Genomic DNA, 21,168 nt, shown 5'->3' on the forward strand with positions numbered 1-21,168 from the left:
GGAGAGGAAGGCCGGGAGGGGTCGAGTCCGTGCGGTCGAGAGAGAGCGCCGTACGGGCTCTCACCCTTTCCGCTCTTCCGAGGTTCCCACCATGTCCATGATTTCCGCATCCGCGGCGGCATCCGCCACCGCGCCGCTTCCCCTTGCCCTCGAAACCGATACTGCCGCCCGCGTCTTCGCCGCAGCGGGCCTGCTGCTTCCCCATGTCGAACGCGGCCAGCGGATCGACGCCGCCACACTTCGCGGTGCGATGGAAGCGGCCTTCGGCGCTTCCGACGCGGCCGGCGCCTGGGACTGGAAGACCGCCTACGAGGCGTGCGAGGCCGCCACAGTCCTGTTTCTGCGCAAATACGGAAAGACGCTTATCCGCAAAGCCGGGTCGGCCGCGCATGGCCTGCCGATGCTGACCAAGATTGCCGGGCTCCTGCCGACGCATACCCGCCGCTCGGAGGAAGCGCAGACCTTCCAGCAGTTCTCGACCCCGATCCCGCTCGGCCTGGTCGCCGCGACCGCCGCCGCCATCACGCCGACCGACCGCGTGCTCGAACCCTCGGCCGGCACCGGCCTCCTCGCCATTCTCGCCGAGATCGCCGGCGGCGGACTCGTCCTCAACGAGCTGGCCGACATGCGGGCTAGTCTTCTCTCCTCCCTCTTTCCGGCCCTATCCGTCACCCGCCTCGACGCAGCCCAGATCGACGATCATCTTGATCCGGCCCTCGTCCCGTCCGTGGTGCTGATGAACCCGCCGTTCTCGGCGCTGGCGAATGTCGATACCCGCATGGCCGACGCAGTTTACCGCCATGTCGCCTCAGCGCTTGCGCGCCTGGCGCCCGGCGGCCGGCTGGTGGCGATCACCGGCGCGAACTTCGCGTCCGACAATCCGGCGTGGACCGACGCCTTCACCCGCATGCAGGAGCGCGGCCGCGTCGTCCTCTCGGCCGCGATCGACGGTTCCGTCTATGCCAAGCACGGCACGACGATCGCCACGCGGCTGACCGTCATCGACAAGCTGCCGGCCGACGATCCCGCGATTTTCCCGGCCGCTCCGGGCGTCGCGCCGGATGTCGCCACGCTGATGGGTTGGGTCACGGAACATGTTCCGGCCCGGCTCCCCGTCGAGCTGCCCGGCCTGCCTGCCGCCACGCCGACCTCGGCCGCGCCTCGGACCGTGCGCGGCTATGTCAACCGCAACACCCGACTCGCACGCCCCATCACGCCCGCCGAGCCCGAGGCTGAGCCGCTCGACTACGAGACCCAGGACTGGCAGGCCGCCGAGGGCAGTCACATCAGCGATGCGATCTACGAGGACTACCGCCTTCAGGTCATCCGCATTCCCGGCGCTCAGGCCCATCCGACGCAGCTTGTGCAGTCGGCGGCCATGGCCAGCGTCGCGCCGCCCAAACCCAGCTATCGGCCGCATCTGCCGAAGACCATCTGTAGCCTGCTGTCGGACGCGCAGCTCGAAACCGTCATCTATGCCGGCGAGGCCCATTCGGACCACATCCCCGGCGCCTGGACGGTGGACGAAACGCTCGATGTCGTCTCGGCCGCGCCCGAGGACGCCAAGGACGCGGTGCTGTTCCGCCAGGGCTTCATGATCGGCGACGGCACCGGCGTCGGCAAGGGTCGCGAGTCGGCGGCGATCATTCTCGACAACTGGATGCAGGGGAGGCGGAAGGCCGTCTGGATCTCGAAGTCCGACAAGCTCCTGGAGGACGCGCAACGCGATTGGCGCGCGCTCGGCATGGAGCCTTTTCTGCTCGTGTCGCTGTCGCAATTTCCGCAGGGCAAGCCGATCACGCTCGGTGAGGGCATCCTATTTACCACCTATGCCACGCTGCGCTCCGACACCCGCGGGGAGAGGGTTTCCAGGGTCGAGCAGATCGTCCAATGGTTGGGAAAAGACTTCGATGGAGTGGTCATTTTCGACGAGGCGCACGCCATGCAGAACGCTGCCGGCGGCAAGGGAGAACGCGGTGACGTCAGCCCGTCCCAACAGGGTCGCGCCGGCCTTCGCCTGCAACACGCGTTGCCCAATGCCCGCATCGTTTACGTCTCGGCCACCGGCGCGACCACAGTGCATAATCTCGCCTACGCGCAGCGGCTCGGCCTCTGGGGCGGCGAGGATTTCCCATTCTCGACGCGCGCCGAATTCGTCGAAGCGATTGAGGCCGGCGGCGTCGCGGCCATGGAGGTTCTCGCCCGTGACCTGCGCGCGCTCGGCCTATACACCGCTCGCTCGCTCTCCTTCGCCGGCGTCGAATACGAGTTGGTCGAGCACGAGCTGACGCCCGAGCAGAGGCGCATCTACAACGCCTATGCCGGCGCTTTCACCGTCATCCATAACAATCTGGATGCGGCGATGGAGGCGTCGAACATCACCGGCTCCTCCGGCACCTTGAACCGGCAGGCGAAGTCGGCGGCGCGCAGCGCCTTCGAGTCCGCCAAGCAGAGGTTCTTTGGCCATTTGTTGTGCAGCATGAAAGCGCCAACCCTGCTGCGCTCGATCGCCGCCGATCTGGAGGCGGGCCATTCAGCCGTCATCCAGATCGTCTCGACCGGCGAGGCCCTGATGGAGCGCCGGCTGGCCGAGCTACCGACCGAGGAATGGAACGATGTCCGCCTCGACATCACGCCGCGAGAATACGTCCTCGACTACCTCGCCCATTCCTTCCCGGTGCAGCTTTACGAACCGTTCACCGACTCGGAAGGCAACCTGTCGTCGCGGGCCGTCACACGCGACGGCCAGCCGGTCGAAAGCCGCGAGGCGGTCGCCCGCCGAGACGCGCTCATCGCCAAGCTCGCCAGCCTGCCACCGGTCCCCGGCGCTCGACCAGCTCATTCAGCACTTCGGCGCCGACACCGTGGCCGAGGTGACGGGCCGGTCCCGCCGCATCGTGCGCAGGCCCGGCAACGGCGTCACCATTGACCGGCTCATGGTCGAGACCCGCGCGGGCTCGGCCAACCTCGCCGAGACCCAGGCGTTCATGGACGACGCCAAGCGCGCGCTGGTGTTCAGTGACGCCGGCGGAACCGGCCGCTCCTACCATGCCGAGCTGTCGGCGAAGAACACGCGGCTGCGCGTCCACTATCTGCTCGAAGCCGGCTGGAAGGCCGACACCGCCATTCAGGGCCTCGGCCGCACCCACCGGACCAACCAGAAGCAACCGCCGCTGTTCCGGCCGATCTCGACCAATGTGAAGGCCGAGAAGCGGTTTCTCAGCACGATCGCGCGCCGCCTCGACACGCTGGGCGCGATCACGCGCGGCCAGCGCCAGACCGGCGGACAGGGCTTGTTCAGGCCCGAGGACAATCTGGAATCGCACTATGCCCGCGACGCGCTGCGCCAGCTCTATCTCCTGCTCGTTCGCGGCAAGGTCGAGGGCTGCTCGCTCGAACGGTTCGAGGCCGCGACCGGCCTGAAACTCATGGACGACAACGGCATCAAGGACGATCTGCCACCGATCACGACATTTCTGAACCGGCTGCTGGCGCTCACCATCGAGCTTCAGGGCGTTCTCTTCACGGCCTTCGAGCAGCTCCTTGCCGCCAAGATCGAGGGCGCGATCGCGTCCGGCACCTATGACGCCGGACTCGAAACCCTGCACGCGGAGAGCTTCGTCGTCACCGACCGGCAAACGATCTATACCCATCCGCGCACCGGCGCTGAAACCCGCCTGCTGACCATCGACGAGCGCAAGCGCAACCGGCCGGTCACGCTCGCCGCCGCCCTTGCCGAACTCGACGATCCGCGCGCGAAGCTCCTGATCAACGAGCGGTCGGGCCGCGCCGCCGTCCAGATTCCGACCACCAGCGTCATGCTCGACGATGGCGAGGTCGACCGCCGCGTGCGGCTGATCCGGCCGATGGAGGCGCATAACATCCCCATCCGGCTGATGGGCGGAACCCAATGGGTCGAGGCCGACAGCGACGCCTTCGCTTCGGCCTGGAGCGCCGAGGTCGCGGAGGTGCCGGAGTTCTCGACCGGCACGCTGCATATGGTGACGGGCTTGCTGCTGCCGATCTGGAAACGGCTGCCGAACGAATCCACCCGCGTCTATCGGCTCCAGACGGATGCCGGTGAGCGCGTGATCGGCCGCCGCGTCTCCCCGGCCTGGGCCGCGCAGGCGACCGAGACCGGCACCACGGCGCTTGCGCCTTCGGATGCCTTCACGGCGCTCATGGACGGCCGCACCGTCCTTGATCTTGCCGAGGGCCTTCAGCTTCGGCGGGTCCGCGTCATGGGCGCGCATCGCATCGAGCTGTCCGGTTTCACCGACACGATGCGCGAGCGCCTGACGGCCTACGGTCTCTTCCATGAAATCATCTCGTGGAAGCTGCGCATGTTCGTTCCAACCGATGCGTCGGCCGTCGACGTGCTTACCCGCATCCTCGACCGCTGGCCGGTCGAGCGCATCGGCGAACGGGAGACGGCTTGATGTCTCGGCTCGACGCCTCGGAACTTGCTATCCGTCTCGGCCGAAGGGCCGAGGCGGTTTGTCGCCAATATCTCTCCAATGGTCGCCGCGAAGGCCATTATTGGCTGGTCGGTGATGTCAACAACACGCCGGGCCGCTCCATGTATGTGCGCCTGACCGGCCCGGAGACCGGCAAGGGCGCAGCGGGTAAATGGACCGATGCTGCGGTCCCCGACGCCCATGGCGACCTGCTCGACGTGATCGCGGCGGCGATCGGGCGCTCCAACTTCCGCTCCATTGCGGCCGAGGCACGACGCTTCCTGTCGGAACCCGATCCCGAACCGCTGGAGGGGACGGCTCACGGCCGGAAACCGACGCCATCTGGATCGCGCGAGGCAGCGCGCCGGCTCCTTGCCATCTCGCAGACGATCCGCGGCACGATTGCGGAAACCTATCTGCGCAGTCGCGGCATCACGGCGCTGCATGATCTCGGCAGCCTCCATTTCCATCCCGGCTGCTACTATCGTCCCAGAGGGTCCAGCGTCACCCAGGCGCTTCCGGCGATGATCGCAGCCGTCACCGACCTCGCCGACGCCGTGACCGGGGCGCATCGCACTTGGCTCCCGCCGGGCGGTGTCTGGAGCTCGAATGTCGAAACACCGCGCCGGGCGATGGGCGGCCTCCTCGGCAACGGTGTGCGGTTCGGCCGGTCGGGCGACGTGATGGCGGCCGGCGAAGGCATCGAGACCGTGCTGTCGGTCCGCTCGGGTCTGCCCCGCATGCCGATGATCGCGGCGCTCTCGGCGGCTCACCTCGCCGCCGTCCTGTTCCCGACGGAGCTGCGCCGGCTCTATGTCGTCCGCGATCGAGATCCGGCTGGAAACCGCGCGCGGGACATCTTGATCGCCAGGGCAACGGCGGTCGGAATCGAGGCGATCGGCCTCGCCCCGCATGGCGGCGACTTCAACGACGATCTGCGTGACGGCGGCCTCGACGCCCTCATGGCGTTGCTGAAGGACCAGCTTCACCCCGACGATGCGGGCCGTTTCCTGAGCCGTTGAGTGAGCGTGATCGGGGCCGGGCGATGCGACCGGCGCGAAATCGTCGTCGGGTCATGGAGACCCGGTCTCCGTGTGCCGGAAAGGCCGGCGACCTTGGCCTTCTGAGAGGGCGAGCGGCCCACAAACGGGCCAGCCAGGCAATGGCCGCGACCGGCTAATTTCCGCCGGCGGGGCGAGCCCGCCTTTGCATCGCGAAACAAATTAACCGGACCCGGCCATCGAGGCCCTCGCAAGAGGCGAGGGCTGCCAGGCCGTCCCGCCCGTGGGCTTTCGTCGCCATGAAGGCCGCGACGGTCGCGGCTTCCCGAACAAGGAGCAACGGGATGACCCATCACGACGACGATTTCGAGCCGGTCCACACCTCGTCCCCCACCGATCACGTCCTCACCGAATTGCAGCTTTACGGCTACCGCCCCTTCGAGGATGAACCCGATCCTCGTCCGCTGCCCGAAGGTAATGCGGTCGCAGGCGCCATCGCCGACATCTTCGACGCCTTGGTCGCCACGCTTGGCGATACCCGCCTCGAACCCGACCTCGACGAGTTGCTCTGGGGAACGGTCAATCTGTTCCATCGCGCCGCCAGCCGGATCGAACGCGAGCTTGACGACAACGAGCAGGCCCAGCGCCGCCTCCAGCGGGAACAGGACGGCTCCGAGGTGAAGTCCACCGAGCTGGAGCGCCTCACGGCCGAGGGCCAGACGCTGATCGAGCGGCGGAACGCTTTCGAGCTGATGCGCGACCAGGCCGGCGATCACTTCGAGCGCCAGACCGGCACGCCCTGGCGGCCCCGCACCGGCTCGTTGGTCAACCATCACAACATGACGGCGGCGGTGATTGACAGCCGGGACTTCCTGGCGGCCAGACGCCGGGCGGAAACCGAGCTGATGCTGCCCTCCGGTCCGGTGGTCGCAGTCTCCGGCGGCACCGACTTCAACGATCACACCCTCATCTGGGCGAAGCTCGACCAGGCCCTTGGGAAGCGACCGGACATGGTGCTGCTGCACGGCGGCTCCGAGCGCGGCGCCGAGAGGATCGCCGCCCGCTGGGCAGATAGCCGCAAGGTGAAGCAGTTCCCGCTCAAGCCGGATTTCAAGAAGTATCCGGCGAAGCAAGCGCCCTACAAGCGCAACGATGCGATGCTCGAAATCCTTCCGGTCGGCGTCCTCGTCTTCGGCACCGGCGGGATTCAGGCGAACCTCTACGACAAGGCTCGCAAGCTCGGCATCCCTGCCAGGATGTATGAAGGTGGCGCGTGAGCGCCACCTTCACCACGGCGAGGCGGCATGATCGGCCGCCTCGTCCCTGCGCAGAACGGCTGCAAAGACTTGACTGCAGCGCCATCTTCCGGCTCAAATAGGAGCCGTAAACCCGGCGAAATAGTCAAATCCAGGCGGTGCGCAGCATAGAGACGGCCTGTCGAGATACGACCATCATCGATCCGAGGAGGCTTTCATGACGCTTATCCTGCTTGCGATTTCCGGCACCATCACCTTCTGCGTGATCGCGTGGCACCTGGCGATCTATGCCCTGCCGTTCATGGTCGGGCTGACCGCCTTCCAGTGGGTCTATGCCGCCGAGGCCGGCTTCGTCTGGTCGGGCCTTGCCGCTCTCGGTGCGGCGCTGGCCTCCGTGGTGCTGGTCATCGCTGTCGTCGGGCTGGCGAAGAACCTTGCGCTGCGCCTGGTGGCGCTTGCCGTCTTCGCCGTGCCGGCCTTCATCGCGGGCTATGCCCTGGTCTATGGGATCCTCAAGCACGGCACCGATTCCGCGCTCATGCTCAATTCCTTCGGGATCTTCGCCGGTGTCGTGATCGCCATCGCGGCGATCGTCAACCTCAACGCGCTCGGCGAGGCGGCGCTGTCCCGCTAGGCGGCGGCGCGGGTCTTCGGCCGGGCGCCCTGCCGGTAAGGAATTATCGGCGGAACCGCCGCGCTAGGGCGCGCGGCAATCCCACATTCCTGTCGGAGCATCGGATCGGTCCAAAAACCGGAATCCACTTTTTGGTCCGATGCTCCCGCGATGAAAGGGTGGCAGGGCCGCCCCTCTCAAGCTCTCCCCAAGGGTGCAGGGCAGAGCCCCGCCCCCTTCGACCCCCACCCATGGAAAGGGGTATCACCCCCTTCCAAACCATCCCCATCCCAATGCGGACACGGCGTCTGGTCGACGCCGTGGTTGCTCCTCTCTCTGTCGGGTAGCAGCGGGGCATTGCTGCCCCGCTGCCCCCTCAGAACCGGGCGTACGGATCGCCCCGTACCCGGCTCAAGCCATTCTTCAGCACCATGCCGTGGCACCCGGTCACTCGACGGCTGATTTCGTGGCTCGACGATGGGCGAAGTACTCGTGCCACACTGGATCGAATGGGCTGGCCGGAGCGCGGATTTTGATGTGTCTCCTAATTGAGACCGTCGCTGCGCGGAATAACCGATATTTGGTGTCTTCCGTGCCAAATTCCCCGTTCCGGTTTCCATAAATCCGGTAGTACTTGCTCTGCACCCATCGTGCTCCCTTATTGGGGTGCCTTCGGCACGCCCATTTCCGAAGCATTCGCCAGATGCGGTCATCCACCAAAGAGAAGGTTGCCTTTGCCACGACATGACGATGATACATGGCCCATCCTCGAATGATGGGGTTGAGCTTGTGTATCAATGACGCCTGCGTAGCGGTGGCGTTGCCTTTTATGACCTTCCGGACCTTGTCGAGAAGCGATTTAACGCTCTTCTTGGACGGCTTTATCAGGAGCTTGCCGTTGTACTTGCGTACGTTCTGGCCCAGAAAATCGAAACCCTCCGCTATATGCGTTATTTTGGTCTTCTCTTCCGAGAGTTCCAGACCCCGAGCGGCCAGAAACTTCCTGACCGCAGGCATGACCTTGTCCTCCAGTATTTCTTTGGAAATGCCGGTGATGACAAAATCATCCGCATAGCGGATGACGTTTAGGCAGGCTTTCTCGCGCGCGCGTTTCGTAGAACCCGCACTTGCGTGTGCCGCTGCTTCGAGCCCATCCAGCACCATGTTCGCGATCGTCGGCGAGATTACCCCGCCTTGGGGAGTTCCCGCCGTCGTCTCGAACAGGGTTTCCTCTTCGATATATCCGGCTTGAAGCCACTTTCGCAGGACACCCTTGTCCATCGGTATATGCTTGAGGATGTAATCGTGGCTAATTTCGTCAAAACAGCCACGGATATCACCCTCCAGAATCCACGCTGGCGAAACGTGTCTCGCCAACGAGATGAAGCACTTGCCGATGGCGTCGGCTGTCGAGCGTCTGGGCCGAAATCCATAGGAGTTCGGGTCCGCCCGACTCTCTGCCACGGGTTCCAGAGCGAGCTTCCATAAGGACTGCATCGCCCTGCACCGCATGCAGGGAATCCCGAGCGGGCGCTTCTTGCCGTTGCTTTTCGGGATATAGACGCGGCGTAGTGGCATCGTTCGATAACCACGGTGCTGTAGCGTCGTCATTCCCTTCCATCTGGCCGCCGGGGTTGACCAGATTGCTCCATCCACCCCCGGCGTATTCTTACCACGATTTTCCGTCACCCGCTTCACAGCAAGCATCTTGCCGCTGTGCGAGCGGGTCAGCAGACGTTGCAGGGCTTTCACCTTGCCCCATCTGCCTTCGCGAGTGGCCTTGGCGATACGTACTTGAAGTCGCTCCACGGTTGCCTCAATGTGGAGCCAGTTCGCCTGATCCCACATCTGAGCCTCGTGCGAGGACGCACCAGCCATCGATGTTTTCGCATCGGTAGCCGTCATCTGCTTTTCCTCGTCCAGCGATTTGTCATGCTCTCTCGCCATGAATGACCGAGCGGAAGTCTGCCCACTTTCGTGTCGGGCGATGTTGCAGCCCGTATCCCGACAATTACAGCCGGGCTTTCGCTTTCTCCGCTTTCCTTTACCCGCAGCGCCAACAGCGTTCCTTACGGTTCGCCTGCCGTTTCCGGCAGCGCTACGGGCTTACCCTGTTCCACATAAGTCTCTGAGCGGGTCGGATCCCTCCTATTCGCCGGCAGCACATCGTCCATGGTGGCTCACGTCAGAAGAGACCACACCTTGCTGCATACCTTTTGGTCAAGCCTGTCAGCACGTTTGGCTTGTCAATGGTTACGACGTTTATCAGAGGTTCACATATGTTGATCGTTGCCGCTCGTCCCTAGCGCCTCACCGCCCTCGTGCTGGCAGATTCCACGTTGCCTCACGGCTCAGTGTACCGGATGCCCGGTGGCTACATTGTTCCCGAAGCTTCACACCGAGTCGTTGCCAACTCCGCATGTCCGGGTAGGGAACGGTTGATGGAACAACCGGTTTTATCAGTTAGTTCATCTCTCGAATTCCTCCTGTAAAACAGAAACTTATGCGACTTTCCAGGTCGCACCTGACGTCCTATTTTACGCCAGGCCATCCGGTGTAAAGGATGATCGGCACCTCCAATTTTCCTCCGCCGGCCCTTGGCCGACTCCACAAAATCGGTTCCTCCGATCCCCGCGAGGCGGCCGCTTGCGCGGTCCTTGACACCTCTGGCCAACAGCGTGGCCCACCTTTCGTCAGAAACGAAAGGAGAACTCCATGACCTATCGCAAGATCATCACCATCGACGGCGGCAGCGCGCAATATTGGCAGGACCGAAAGGAAGGCTTCCGGCTCATCCGCGAGGCCGAGGAAGCCATCGAAAACCTGAAGCACGAGCGGATGTATATCGCCGGCAGGTGGGACGACGAATACGGCGACTACGAACCCGTCGAGAATCTCGCACCTTTCGACAGGGTGGATGAAGCGATCGCGGCGATCGAAGCCAATGAGACGGCGGTGAGTATCCTCATCGCGCAGCGCCGCACCTGCATCGGCGACTGGAAGGTCCGCGCGGTGATCTACGCGCTTGCCCGGATAGATGGGATCGACCCGGAAGGCGACTACGAACTGCTGCACGGCCCGGACTGATAAGGTTAGGCCAGCGACAGGCGGCTTCGGCCGCCTGTCGCTTTTGCTTTGATGTCAGTGCAATGACAGCCGGATCGACCGGCCGCCATCACATGCGAAAGGGGGCGTGCCGCCCCCTCTCACAACTCTCCCCATGAAGGGGCAGGGCTTGCCCCGCCCCCTCAAACACCCCCACCCATGGGAAGGAGGGACGGTTCCCTCCACGAGCGCCGGAGAAACCGGAAAGGAATAGAATGGTGAAAGTCCATTTCAATGAAGGAGTAGCGATCCACATTGGCTCCGAGCCGTGCGCCGCCGTCCGTGAGGACGTCGGTGAAGCGTCGGTAGGAGAAAGCACAGGCCGGCCATTGAGCCGCGTAAGGAACCTGATCTCGGGTGCCGACGGTGTGTGGAGCCCGGAAGGCAACACGGAAGAGTGCGTTATTGCGAGCACTCGACCGGCCCGGCGTGGTCGTAGACACCGGCATGTGCGGAAATTCCTTTCACGGGAACCGGGAGATCTCACGATTGGCCGAGACGGTGCTGCCGCCTCGGCCCGCATCGGGAAAGCGAAAGCATGAGCCGATGATGAACGATCGTGAGAAGTCAGACGCCGCCATAGTAGCTGTGAAGCTGGCGAACAAGGTCGGGAAACCGGCTGCGGAGTCGGTGGAGCCAAGGGCGGCGACCAAGGGAAATGCGGATCAGCCAACCACGCGCCGGGCACAGGACCGGGAAAGCGTGTCACATGCGCTGGACCGCATACGGCAAGCCGCAAGGCGTAGGAAGCAGGAAAGGTTCACCAGCCTCTTTCACCATCTCAGTCTCGAAACGTTGAGGACCGCATTTTACGCCCTGCGGCGTGATGCTGCCCCCAGCGTGGATGGATTGACATGGCGGGCCTACGAAGCAGACTTCGATCACCTGATCGAGAATCTGCACGGCAGGCTGTATGGAGGGGCATACCGGGCAAGCCCCGCACGGCGACAGTACATACCGAAGCCGGACGGACGCCAACGCCCTCTCGCAATCGCCGCCCTGGACGACAAGATCGTCCAACGGGCGACGGTCGCGGTGCTGAACGCGATCTACGAGGAAGACTTCCTCGGGTTCTCGTACGGTTTCCGACCCGGACGCGGCCAGCACGATGCGCTGGACGCGCTCGCGGTCGGGATCGAAAAGCGGAAGGTAAACTTCATACTGGACGCCGATATCCAGCAGTTCTTCGACCGGGTCAGTCAGGAATGGCTGGTCAGGTTCCTGAATCACCCGATCGGCGACCAGCGCATTATCCGCCTCATCCAGAAATGGTTGAAGGCGGGCGTTCTGGAAGAAGGGACCGTGACGACGAGTGAACAGGGAACGGGACAGGGATCGGTGGCTTCACCGCTGCTCTCTAACCTCTACCTTCACTACGTCTTCGACCTTTGGGCCAATCGCTGGCGACAGCGGTCAGCCACGGGGAACATGATCATCGTGCGCTATGCGGACGATATCGTGGTCGGCTTCGAACGAGAAGCAGACGCGCACCGTTTCCAGATCAGGATGCGAGAACGGTTGGAGAAGTTCTCTCTATCGCTGCATCCCGAGAAAACGCGCCTGATGATGTTTGGCCGCTATGCAGCCAGCCGTCGTCGGGAACGTGGCCTCGGAAAGCCGGAGACCTTCGACTTTCTTGGCTTCACCCATATTTGCGGAAAATCCCGGCGGGGCGAGTTCCAGCTTTTGCGGAAATCCCGTCGAGACCGCATGAGGGCGAAGCTGCGGGAGATCAAGGAGCGGCTGCTATGGTTGAGAAACAGGCCAGTTCGCGAACAGGCGAAATGGCTCCGGCAGGTTATTCGCGGATACTATGAGTATCATGCGGTGCCCGCCAACCTGCGGTCTCTTCGCGCCTTCCGGGAACACGTCATCTTCCTCTGGAAGCTGGCTCTGCGGCGTCGTGGCCAGATGGACACGACGTCCACATCCCGGGTGGAGAAGCTCGCAGCACAATGGCTTCCGAAACCGGTAATCCTGCATCCATGGCCTAGCGTCCGCTTCGCCGTCAAACACCCAAGGTAGGAGCCGTATGCGGGAATCCTGCACGTACGGATCTGTGCGGGGGGCGCTCAGCAATGAGCGTCCCTACCGCGATCTCCTTCCCAAACCCATCCTCCCCTCCCGGTTGAAGCTCGGCCGGCCGCTTCCGCCGGGAAAACCGGACCGGAGGCTGATGCCGCCAGCTTTCGGTCCCCCGGTCAGACCAGGATCGGTCGGCTGACAGTTCCGTCCTGATCTTCGACGTTCGACGTCGGCGGCGACGCCCCAGACGCTCTCGGCGAAACGACTGCGTAGTGGCGGTCGCTGACCCTGCGGCGCAAGCCATGGGTCGCCCTGGCACCGATAACGGGAACCATCATGCCCCTCATGCTTGGCAGCGTCTCGAGGCCAGCCGTTCGGGCTGACAACGCGGTGACGGTTCCTGCCAACATCGCCGCAGACGTTCGGCGCGGTCATTCCGTCGTGGCGACGAACAGGATGGTGGCGTGCGTTGCGACAAGGGAGCGGTCGCCATGTCGGCGTTGCGGTGTCGGTGTCGCCGGGAAGCCGCCGAGGATCAGGTTGACGCATAGGTCTCCGGTTTGCTCTCGCGGAAAGACCAATCCCTCCTCCTTGAACGATCCCCTAAGTCCGTTCCGTTTCCACCGGCAACCCGCAAGCTTTCCGGGCCGTGTTGCCGCGCGAGCGCGTCTGCCCGCCCCACCCCGGACCTTGCGAGTCGAGCTGCCGCCCAAGGGCGTCAGTGCAGGTGCCTCCGGACGGCCTTCATCCGGGTCTCGTCGGAGGGACGGTCCCTCCGGCGAGAGAAAACGGAGACAGAAGATGTTCAACCAAGTCACCCTCATCGGCAACCTCGGCGCAGACCCCGAAATCCGCAACACCAACGGCGGCGGCAAGGTCGCGAACTTTTCCGTAGCCACCTCCCGCCCGCGCTACTCCGACGGGAAGATCGTTCGCAACGAACGCGGCTACGCCGAACAGGAAACCGAATGGCACCGCGTCGTCGCCTTCAACGGCCAGGCCAAGTCCGCAGAGAAGTGCGTGAAGGGCATGATGGTCCTCATCATCGGCCGCAACAGGACGAACAAGTGGCAGGACCGCGACGGGAAGGACCGCTACACCACCGAGGTCGTCGCCGAGAGTATCAGGTTCCTCGCCTGGCCGAAGCGCGAGGACGAAGATCCGGCCCCCGATGTCCTCGACGACGATATCCCGTTCTGACCGGAGGACGGAAGGCCCGGCGGCACCAGCCGCCGGGCCTTCCCCCATGTTGGCGGTCGGCCGAGCTTCGACAAGAAGGCGCGCTGCCGCATCCGATATTTCCGCACACACCGGATGGTCCGCCAGGAGGAACCTTGCCATCGCGCTCCATGCGGTCGTGCCAACATCCGCTCGGCGCCACCATCGCCATTCGGTCGAATCGCGGTCATGCCAAGGCGACGTCGCGGTCGGCGCTGGCAGTGCCGATCACCCATCAATGCGGGAGGATGACGCAGCGGCGTGAGCATCTCCGGCAGCAAGGAATCCAGCTCCGGCTGGATGACAGCGCCACCCCGCTCTTGGAGGCTGACCTTGGTTTCAATCCCGGCCTTCCACGATCAACCCCGCAAGGGGGTCCGCTACGCGTGCGTGCGGCCCTTCCGGCTCTGGCCTCCAGGGTGATCGCGGCCGCGACCAAACCCATCGGGCGCCTGTCGAGCGGGGATGGTCCCCGCCACCAGAACGGGAGCCGGATATGTCGCTTGTAGATGCCCACGCCTTCGCCCTCAGCCTCGCCTCGACCCTGATGGTCTCGATCGTCATCTTCCGCGCCGGCGACGGCACTATGGGCGTGATGCCCGCCACCGAATATGACGGCGACGAGGACACCATCGTCCACGAGTTGGACCCCTTCGCCCGGTGAGGGCGCCGCCGGGCCGCCGCCGGCCCGGCATCAGCGGACGCGGTCGGCAGAGACGCACGAACCCGAATCAGAAAAATGCCACCCGCCACTTGACGCAGCTTGGACGGCGATAATGGATGGATTTGGCCGACAAGAACGACTATTATAGATGGGGTATTCGGGCACTCCCTAGCCAACAAAGTCGTGGATGTTCCTGAATTCCTCAGCGATTCAGGGGGCATCATGCGAGTTGGGTGAGTCAGCTAAAACTTCTATGATCCGGCACGATGCGACTTTCCCATTGTCGCACGATTTGATCATCCGAGTGAGCTCGCTCTTAAGTCCGAGAAGGCGTCGGATCCGCACCTCGACGGCTTCGAGCTGATCGGTGGCAATTCGGCTCACCTGCTCACAAGAGGACTCTGGCCTTTCCTGCAGAGCGAGCATCGTCTTAATAGCCGGGATGTCGAAGCCGAGATCCCTGGAATGGCGTATGAACGTCAGTCGCCGAACATCCTCTGCTTCATAGAGGCGCCGCCTGCTCTCTGTGCGGGGCGGCGGCGGGATGAGATTGATCCGCTCGTAGTAGCGGATTGTCTCGATATTGACGCCTGTCCGTTGTGACAAGGCTCCGATGGTGATCATGGCGAATTCATTCCGTAACGGTGGTTCGAGTAGGGATAACAACTGGGCGGAAGCGTCATCGGCATCCGTGCGCCGATTGCCGTTGGCCGCTGAGCGCCAACCCTCAGGGCACGTTCATTCCGACGGCGTGTGAGCGCGCAACTCCTCCAACCAGAGGCGGGCGTTGCCATCCGACGGAGCGCGCCAATCGCCGCGCGGCGACAGCGAGCCGCCAGCAGTGACTTTGGGGCCGTTCGGCGACGCCGAGCGCTTGAACTGGCTGATCGTGAAGAAGCGATAGAGGAACACCTCCATCCACGATCTGATTGTGGGCAGATCATATGCGCGACGGCGCTCTTCCGGATACTGTGGAGGCCAAGCTCCGGCGGTGGCGTCACGCCAGGCATGGAAGGCCAGGAAAGCGATCTTCGACGGCTTCAGGCCATAGCGCGTCAAATAAAACAGGGTAAAATCCTGCAGTTCATAAGGCCCAATCTTCTCCTCCGTACTTTGTAAGGCGCCGCCTTCGCCGGCCGGCACGAGTTCTGGCGAAATCACAGTGTCAAGAATGGAGAGCAACGTGCCGTTCGTTACCTCATCGAAGGCGGCTGACTGTGCCACCCAGCGGATCAAATGCTGGATGAGTGTTTTCGGCACCGACGCGTTGACGTTGTAGTGGCTCATATGGTCGCCGACACCGTAGGTCGACCAGCCGAGCGCGATTTCGGACAGATCGCCAGTGCCAAGCACCATGGCGCCTCGCTGGTTGGCTGCACGGAACAAGATGTCCGTGCGCAGGCCCGCCTGCACGTTCTCGAACGTCACGTCGTAAACCGGCTCGCCTTGCGCGAACGGATGCTGAAGTGACGCCAGCATCTGCTGCGCCAACGGCTTGATGTCGATCTCCTCGGCGGTGACGCCGAGACTACGCATCAGCGTCCAGGCATTTGCCTTGGTGGCCTCCCCCGTCGCGAAGCCCGGCATCGTGAAGCCGAGAATGTCGGACCGGGGCCAGCCTAGCCGGTCGAACGCTTTCGCCGCCACGATCAGCGCGTGAGTGGAGTCCAGACCACCGGAGACCCCGATGCAGACGCGGCGGATGCCCGTCGCCTGAAGGCGCTTCATCAACCCCTGGACCTGGATGCTGTAGGCCTCATAACAGTCCTGGTCGAGGCGTGCCGGATCGGCTGGAGCATAGGGGAAGCGCGCGACGGCCCTGCGCAGCCCGAGGTCCGTCATCGACGGCTCGAACCGGAAGCCGATACGCCGGAACCTGTCTTCAGGCATAGCTTGTGCGATGGCCGCCTCGTTGAAGGTGCCGGTGCGCAGGCGCTCCAGTCTGAGCCTATCAACGTCGACATCGGCGATGGCCATTTGCGAGTCCTGCGGGAACCGTTCGGTCTCTGCCAGCAGCTGCCCGAGTTCATAAATGCAGGCTTGACCGTCCCAAGCGAGGTCCGTCGTCGACTCGCCCGGACCGGCCGCGGAATAGATGTATGCAGCCCAGCACCGCGCCGATTGGGTTGCGCAGAGCAGCCGGCGGGTTTCGGCCTTGCCGACAGTGATGTTGCTGGCCGAGAGGTTGGTAAGGATGAGAGCGCCAGCGAGCGCGGCAAAGTCGCTGGGCGGAGCCGGTCCCCATACGTCCTCGCACAGCTCGACGTGGAAGACGAAGCCTGGCAAATCCTCGGCCGCGAAAATCATATCCATTCCGAAGGGGACGGACTGACCAGCGATCTCGATGGTAGCGCCTTTCAGGTTTCGGCCCGAAGCGAACCAACGCTTTTCGTAGAATTCCCGATAATTCGGCAGATGTCCTTTGGGAACAACACCCAAAATGCGCCCACGATGGACGGCGACAGCGCAATTGTAGAGTCGTCCTTCCCGCACCAGCGGCGCGCCGATGAGCAGAACCGGCGAAAGCTCGCGGCTCGCGGCCGCGACTTCCTCGATCGCTTGTTCCACCCGCTGCAGCAACGCGGCTTGGCCGAGAAGATCGTCAATCGCGTAACCGCAGAGGCCCAATTCCGGGAACACCATCAGCGCAACACCCTGGCGCGCACCGTCGCGGGCGAGCGCGAGCGTCTCAGCGACATTGTAGCTGGGATCGGCGACTTCGCATTTCGGTGTACAGGCAGCCACGCGAACGAAACCCTGCTGATAAATCGAATAGAAGCTCATCCGCCGGTCTCATCTCCTGTTCTTGCGGTGCCCGATCTCGGCACCAAGTGGCCGTGACCGCTGTTACGGCGACCGGGTTCAGTCACGGCCTCGACCCCTCGCAAGGGTTGATTCTGTAGTTACTACAGGATTTATATACCTATGATCGGGGCGTGTGAACCCACGCGCGATGAGTGGTCGCCCCCGGTCTTTCATCACCACAGGCAGGCGGCGGAGGACGACAAGGAGCAAGGACAGTGTTCAAGAGGCTCAGTTCTGACCAGGTGGGCATTGTCCGAGCCTCAGCCGTCGCGCTCGCCTTCGCGGCGGTCGTCCTTGTGGTTGGCTATGCCTGGCTGCCTCCTGAATTGTTCGGCCTCAGCCCAGAGATGGACTTCGGTGAGCGGATCGCGTTCACGTTGAAGGCGAGTATTCTCATGTTTCTCTGGCTGGCCGGCTGCGTCGGCGCGGTGAGCAGAGGCAGGTTCTATTCGCCGGCGGATATACGGGGCTCGGCGTTCGGCAAACCCAGCCCGGCAATCGCCGTGCGTGCCGCGGTGCTGCAGAATTCATTGGAGCAGACAGTACTGGCTTTTGGCGCACATCTGACCCTAGCAGCGCTTCTGCGAGAAACCGAACTGGTGCTCATACCGCTGCTGGTTGCTCTGTTTCTGGTTGGCCGCATCGCCTTTGCATTCGGCTACGCCAAACGAGTCTCAGGCCGGGCTTTTGGCATGGCGCTCACCGGCGCCTCAATAATCGCGAGCTATGGAATTGTGGTCGGGCTGATAGCCGCCGGACGCTGACGTCTGTCGCTCGCTTGGACGGCAAAAAACGATTGAAAGGCCTCTTGCTCCTGTAGCCACTACAGAACGTATGGTGCGTGAAAGGATTCGAGCCGGGCTCGAGAGAATAAGCAAATTTAGGAGACCGCAATGACTATTGAAGCCGAGGCTAGAAGCACCTTAGGCACGTTACGCTTCAAGGTTGAGGGCTTGGATTGTCAGAACGAAGTTCGGATGCTTCGTGCCGCGGTCGGTCCCGTCGTCGGTGGCGAGGACAAGTTGTCGTTCGACACCAAGGGCGGTGTCATGGAGGTCGCGGGCCTGACCGCTCCGGCACTCGATACCATTGAGCAGGCGGTCGCTACCACTGGAATGAGGGCACAATTGCTGGCTGAGCCGGATAAGTCCTCCGCGTCGGCGTGGCTGTTCAAGGTCGAGGGCCTCGATTGCAAAAACGAGGTCGCGATGCTCAAGCGCGAAATCGGCCCTCTGGTTGGCGGTGAGGACTGGCTCGCCTTCGACACAGCAAAGGGGTTGATGACGGTCGCGCCTCAGCACCGTGCCTCGATCGACGAACTCGTGAGCGGCATCTCAAGAACCGGGATGTCAGGCTCTCTCATCCAGGATGGTTCGGCCGAAACCATGCTCCTGCGTGTGCGCGGCCTCGACTGCAAGAATGAGGTGGCTGCTCTGACCAGGGAACTGGGACCGCTCGTTGGCGAGGATAAGCTCGCCTTCGACACTTCGCAGGGTGCGATGACCATTGCACCTCAGAGCGGGACAACCCTCCAAGAGATCGAACAGGCGGTCGCGCGAACCGGGATGCGGGCTGAGCTGTGGACAGCGCCGGCGGTTGCTGAGCAGGCAACCTGCGATGCCGCAGGATCCGCGTGCGGTTGCGCGACCAACGTGAAGGAAGCCCTCAGCCCGCCGCCGATCAATCTGCCTGGCGGCGTTGTCTATCGAATCCATGGCATGGATTGTGCCGACGAGATCGCCGCCCTGAAGCGCGAAGTCGGCCCGCTCGTTGGTGAGGACAAGCTCGCTTTCGACCTTCTTAACGGCCGCATGTCGATCGACATGGCGCCTGACGCCGCCTTGGAGGCCAAGATCGAGAAGGCCGTTGTACGCGCCGGCCTGCAGGCGGAGCCCTGGACCGAGGGCGCCACCAGCGAAGGGGCACGGGCAGAAGAGCGGCGCAGACGCATTCAATCATGGCTGACTGCTGCGAGCGGCCTGTTCGTCGCGATCGGATTTGCGGTTCACGCCTGGGTCGGAGGTGGAATCATCGCGACCTTCGAGGCAGGCGAACATGGTGCAGGTGCAACGCCGCTGCTAAGCGTCATTCTCTATACGCTCGCCGCGCTTTGTGCTGTGCGTTACGTGGCCCCGAAGGCTTGGCTCGCGGCCAGGCGCCTGCGTCCCGACATGAACCTCCTGATGGTGATCGCCGTCGTGGGTGCGATCGGAATTGGCGCTTGGTTCGAAGCCGCAACGGTTTCGTTCTTCTTCGCGCTCGCCCTTGCTCTCGAGGCCTGGAGCCTCGGCCGAGCGCGGCGGGCCGTGGCGGCCCTGATGGAGCTCGCGCCGCCGACCGCGCGCATCATGCTTGAAGACGGCACGGAGAGAGACGTGCCGGCAGCCGAAGTCCGTGTCGGTTCGCACATCATTATTCGACCTGGCGATAAAGTACCGCTCGACGGCCGTGTGGCCGCCGGAGAGAGTGAGGTCAACCAGGCACCGATCACCGGCGAAAGCGTCCCGGTCTTCAAATCGGAAGGAGACGACGTTTTTGCAGGCACCATCAACGGCGAAGGCGCGCTGGACGTCGTGACCACCAAGGCGTCAAGCGATACCACGCTCGCGCAGATCATCCGCATGGTCGGCTCCGCGCAGGGCCGGCGGGCTCCCAGCGAGCAGTGGGTCGAGAAATTTGCACGCGTCTATACGCCCGTCGTTATGGCGCTCGCGATAGCCGTTTTTTTGGTGCCGCCGCTGTTGCTCGGTGGTGGCTGGGAGGTTTGGTTCTATCGCGCCCTCGTATTGCTCGTGATCGCCTGCCCCTGTGCCCTTGTCATCTCGACGCCCGTGACCATTGTGGCTGCCCTTGCGGGAGCTGCGAAGCAGGGCGTGTTGGTGAAAGGCGGCGTCCATCTCGAGACGCCGGCGCGCTTGAAAGCAATCGCCATGGACAAGACGGGGACGCTCACCGAAGGACGTCCTCAGGTCGTGGAGATCTTGGCGCTCGGCAGCCGAAACGAGGATGACCTTCTTCGGTTAGCAGCAGCCCTCGAGGCGCGCAGCGAGCACCCCATCGCCCGCGCTATTTTGGCGAGGGCAACAGAAAACGGCATTGCCGCACAACCGGCCGAGGCCGTCCAGGCCATCACGGGTCGCGGCATGACCGGCCGCGTCTCCGGTCGCGAAGTCTGGCTTGGGTCACGCCGCTACCTCGATGAACGCGCGGTCGGCTCACCGGCCATCCTGGAACGCGCCGACACACTTTCCGGCGCTGGCCGGACCATTGTCGCCGTTGGCGACGGCCAGGAAGTCTGGGGACTGATCGCTGTTGCCGATGCTGTGAGGGCTGAAGCCAAGGATATCGTCACCGCGCTGCATCGGGCGGGCGTGGAAAAAGTGGTGATGCTGACAGGCGACAATCGGGCCACCGCCGAGGCGATTGCCAAGCAGACCGGCATTGATGAAGTTCGCGCGGAACTTCTGCCCGGCGACAAGGTCACGGCCGTCGAGGACCTGGTTCGGCGCTATGGCGTCGTCGCCATGGTGGGTGACGGGGTCAATGACGCCCCTGCCATGGGCCGCGCCAATCTCGGCATTGCCATGGGCGCAATGGGGAGCGACGCAGCCATCGAAACGGCAGACGTCGCCCTGATGTCGGACGACCTCTCCAGACTTCCCTGGCTCGTGCGCCATTCACGAGCCACGCTCGCCGTCATTCGGCAGAATATCGCCTTCTCGATCGCCGTGAAGCTGTTGTTCACAGTGCTGACGGTGATCGGTCTCGCATCCCTTTGGGGCGCGATCGCCGCCGATGTTGGGGCCTCCCTGCTGGTCGTTCTCAACGGTTTGCGGCTCCTCAATCGGGAACAGCGCCAGAGAGATGGTGGCCCAGTCGGCGGCGCAAAGGTTCGAGCACAGGAGCGCCAGCATTCCACTGTGGCTCGCCCTGCAACTGCGCATTGAGCCAATAGCGGCCGCCCTGTATTGGGGCGGCCGCTGACGACAGAAATGCCGATCAGAACCCGAAGAACACAAGGAAT

At 63.6% G+C, this 21,168-nt stretch carries 14 protein-coding genes and 1 pseudogene; 10 read left to right on the top strand and 5 right to left on the bottom strand.

The window, feature by feature from the left end:
• Positions 1-91: 91 nt before the first annotated feature.
• From ABWW28_RS20755 to ABWW28_RS20770, 4 genes and pseudogenes are all read left to right on the top strand, one after another.
• Positions 92-4,439, top strand: a pseudogene (locus tag ABWW28_RS20755) (strawberry notch-like NTP hydrolase domain-containing protein).
• Positions 4,439-5,479 (top strand): DUF7146 domain-containing protein, encoded by a 1,041-nt coding sequence (locus tag ABWW28_RS20760; protein WP_353391916.1) that lies wholly within the window; start codon positions 4,439-4,441, stop codon positions 5,477-5,479. The pseudogene ABWW28_RS20755 and the gene ABWW28_RS20760 overlap by 1 nt, the downstream one beginning before the upstream one ends.
• Before the next feature lie 323 nt (positions 5,480-5,802).
• Positions 5,803-6,735, top strand: coding sequence for a DUF2493 domain-containing protein (locus tag ABWW28_RS20765; RefSeq protein ID WP_353391918.1), 933 nt, complete (start codon positions 5,803-5,805; stop codon positions 6,733-6,735).
• A 196-nt stretch (positions 6,736-6,931) separates the two neighbouring features.
• Positions 6,932-7,348, top strand: a complete 417-nt coding sequence (locus ABWW28_RS20770; RefSeq protein ID WP_097142791.1) for a hypothetical protein — start codon at positions 6,932-6,934, stop codon at positions 7,346-7,348.
• 426 nt (positions 7,349-7,774) lie between these two features.
• Here the strand turns inward: ABWW28_RS20770 and ltrA (ABWW28_RS20775) are convergent, their stop codons facing one another.
• Positions 7,775-9,232: a group II intron reverse transcriptase/maturase gene (gene ltrA / locus ABWW28_RS20775; RefSeq protein ID WP_036589594.1), complete on the bottom strand. Its 1,458-nt coding sequence runs from the start codon at positions 9,230-9,232 to the stop codon at positions 7,775-7,777.
• An 810-nt stretch (positions 9,233-10,042) separates the two neighbouring features.
• Between ltrA (ABWW28_RS20775) and ABWW28_RS20780 the strand changes: the two genes are divergently transcribed.
• Together ABWW28_RS20780 and ltrA (ABWW28_RS20785) are read left to right on the top strand one after the other, a co-directional pair.
• Entirely contained in the window at positions 10,043-10,414 is a 372-nt protein-coding gene (locus ABWW28_RS20780) for a hypothetical protein (protein ID WP_151683133.1), read from the top strand.
• Positions 10,415-10,978: 564 nt separating this feature from the next.
• Entirely contained in the window at positions 10,979-12,457 is a 1,479-nt protein-coding gene (gene ltrA, locus ABWW28_RS20785) for a group II intron reverse transcriptase/maturase (RefSeq protein ID WP_502904589.1), read from the top strand.
• A 176-nt stretch (positions 12,458-12,633) separates the two neighbouring features.
• Here ltrA (ABWW28_RS20785) and ABWW28_RS20790 read toward each other — a convergent pair whose 3' ends face one another.
• The gene (locus ABWW28_RS20790) at positions 12,634-12,795 is read right to left on the bottom strand and encodes a hypothetical protein (RefSeq protein ID WP_353391921.1); all 162 of its coding nucleotides are present in this window, start codon (positions 12,793-12,795) and stop codon (positions 12,634-12,636) included.
• A 93-nt stretch (positions 12,796-12,888) separates the two neighbouring features.
• A complete protein-coding gene (locus tag ABWW28_RS20795; RefSeq protein ID WP_353391923.1) occupies positions 12,889-13,038 on the bottom strand; it encodes a hypothetical protein in 150 nt (49 codons plus the stop codon).
• Between the two features lie 220 nt (positions 13,039-13,258).
• Here ABWW28_RS20795 and ABWW28_RS20800 point away from each other — a divergent pair, with 220 nt between their 5' ends.
• Both ABWW28_RS20800 and ABWW28_RS20805 read left to right on the top strand, forming a co-directional pair.
• Positions 13,259-13,657 carry a single-stranded DNA-binding protein gene (locus ABWW28_RS20800; protein ID WP_097142795.1) on the top strand — a complete coding sequence of 133 codons (399 nt, stop codon included), beginning with the start codon at positions 13,259-13,261 and terminating at the stop codon, positions 13,655-13,657.
• A 514-nt stretch (positions 13,658-14,171) separates the two neighbouring features.
• Positions 14,172-14,339, top strand: coding sequence for a hypothetical protein (locus ABWW28_RS20805; RefSeq protein ID WP_164477646.1), 168 nt, complete (start codon positions 14,172-14,174; stop codon positions 14,337-14,339).
• A 210-nt stretch (positions 14,340-14,549) separates the two neighbouring features.
• Here ABWW28_RS20805 and ABWW28_RS20810 read toward each other — a convergent pair whose 3' ends face one another.
• Both ABWW28_RS20810 and ABWW28_RS20815 read right to left on the bottom strand, forming a co-directional pair.
• Positions 14,550-14,963: a MerR family transcriptional regulator gene (locus ABWW28_RS20810; RefSeq protein WP_024338473.1), complete on the bottom strand. Its 414-nt coding sequence runs from the start codon at positions 14,961-14,963 to the stop codon at positions 14,550-14,552.
• A gap of 114 nt (positions 14,964-15,077) precedes the next feature.
• Positions 15,078-17,123, bottom strand: coding sequence for an NAD(+) synthase (locus tag ABWW28_RS20815; RefSeq protein ID WP_353391926.1), 2,046 nt, complete (start codon positions 17,121-17,123; stop codon positions 15,078-15,080).
• A gap of 236 nt (positions 17,124-17,359) precedes the next feature.
• Between ABWW28_RS20815 and ABWW28_RS20820 the strand changes: the two genes are divergently transcribed.
• Both ABWW28_RS20820 and ABWW28_RS20825 read left to right on the top strand, forming a co-directional pair.
• On the top strand, positions 17,360-17,908 hold the full coding sequence (locus ABWW28_RS20820) for an MAPEG family protein (RefSeq protein WP_353391928.1): 549 nt from the start codon (positions 17,360-17,362) through the stop codon (positions 17,906-17,908).
• Between the two features lie 129 nt (positions 17,909-18,037).
• A complete protein-coding gene (locus ABWW28_RS20825; RefSeq protein ID WP_353391930.1) occupies positions 18,038-21,091 on the top strand; it encodes a heavy metal translocating P-type ATPase in 3,054 nt (1,017 codons plus the stop codon).
• The last annotated feature ends 77 nt before the right edge of the window (positions 21,092-21,168 follow it).

Origin of the sequence: Brucella sp. NBRC 14130 (assembly GCF_040371715.1) — a bacterium.
GTDB lineage: Bacteria > Pseudomonadota > Alphaproteobacteria > Rhizobiales > Rhizobiaceae > Brucella > Brucella intermedia.

Excerpts from the sequence above, each read along its gene's own strand:
- ABWW28_RS20760 (WP_353391916.1), top strand. The coding sequence starts at position 4,439 with ATGTCTCGGCTCGACGCCTCGGAACTTGCTATCCGTCTCGGCCGAAGG.
- ABWW28_RS20765 (WP_353391918.1), top strand. The coding sequence starts at position 5,803 with ATGACCCATCACGACGACGATTTCGAGCCGGTCCACACCTCGTCCCCC.
- ABWW28_RS20770 (WP_097142791.1), top strand. The coding sequence starts at position 6,932 with ATGACGCTTATCCTGCTTGCGATTTCCGGCACCATCACCTTCTGCGTG.
- ltrA (WP_036589594.1), bottom strand. The coding sequence starts at position 9,232 with ATGACGGCTACCGATGCGAAAACATCGATGGCTGGTGCGTCCTCGCAC.
- ABWW28_RS20780 (WP_151683133.1), top strand. The coding sequence starts at position 10,043 with ATGACCTATCGCAAGATCATCACCATCGACGGCGGCAGCGCGCAATAT.
- ltrA (WP_502904589.1), top strand. The coding sequence starts at position 10,979 with ATGATGAACGATCGTGAGAAGTCAGACGCCGCCATAGTAGCTGTGAAG.
- ABWW28_RS20790 (WP_353391921.1), bottom strand. The coding sequence starts at position 12,795 with ATGATGGTTCCCGTTATCGGTGCCAGGGCGACCCATGGCTTGCGCCGC.
- ABWW28_RS20800 (WP_097142795.1), top strand. The coding sequence starts at position 13,259 with ATGTTCAACCAAGTCACCCTCATCGGCAACCTCGGCGCAGACCCCGAA.
- ABWW28_RS20805 (WP_164477646.1), top strand. The coding sequence starts at position 14,172 with ATGTCGCTTGTAGATGCCCACGCCTTCGCCCTCAGCCTCGCCTCGACC.
- ABWW28_RS20810 (WP_024338473.1), bottom strand. The coding sequence starts at position 14,963 with ATGATCACCATCGGAGCCTTGTCACAACGGACAGGCGTCAATATCGAG.
- ABWW28_RS20815 (WP_353391926.1), bottom strand. The coding sequence starts at position 17,123 with ATGAGCTTCTATTCGATTTATCAGCAGGGTTTCGTTCGCGTGGCTGCC.
- ABWW28_RS20825 (WP_353391930.1), top strand. The coding sequence starts at position 18,038 with ATGACTATTGAAGCCGAGGCTAGAAGCACCTTAGGCACGTTACGCTTC.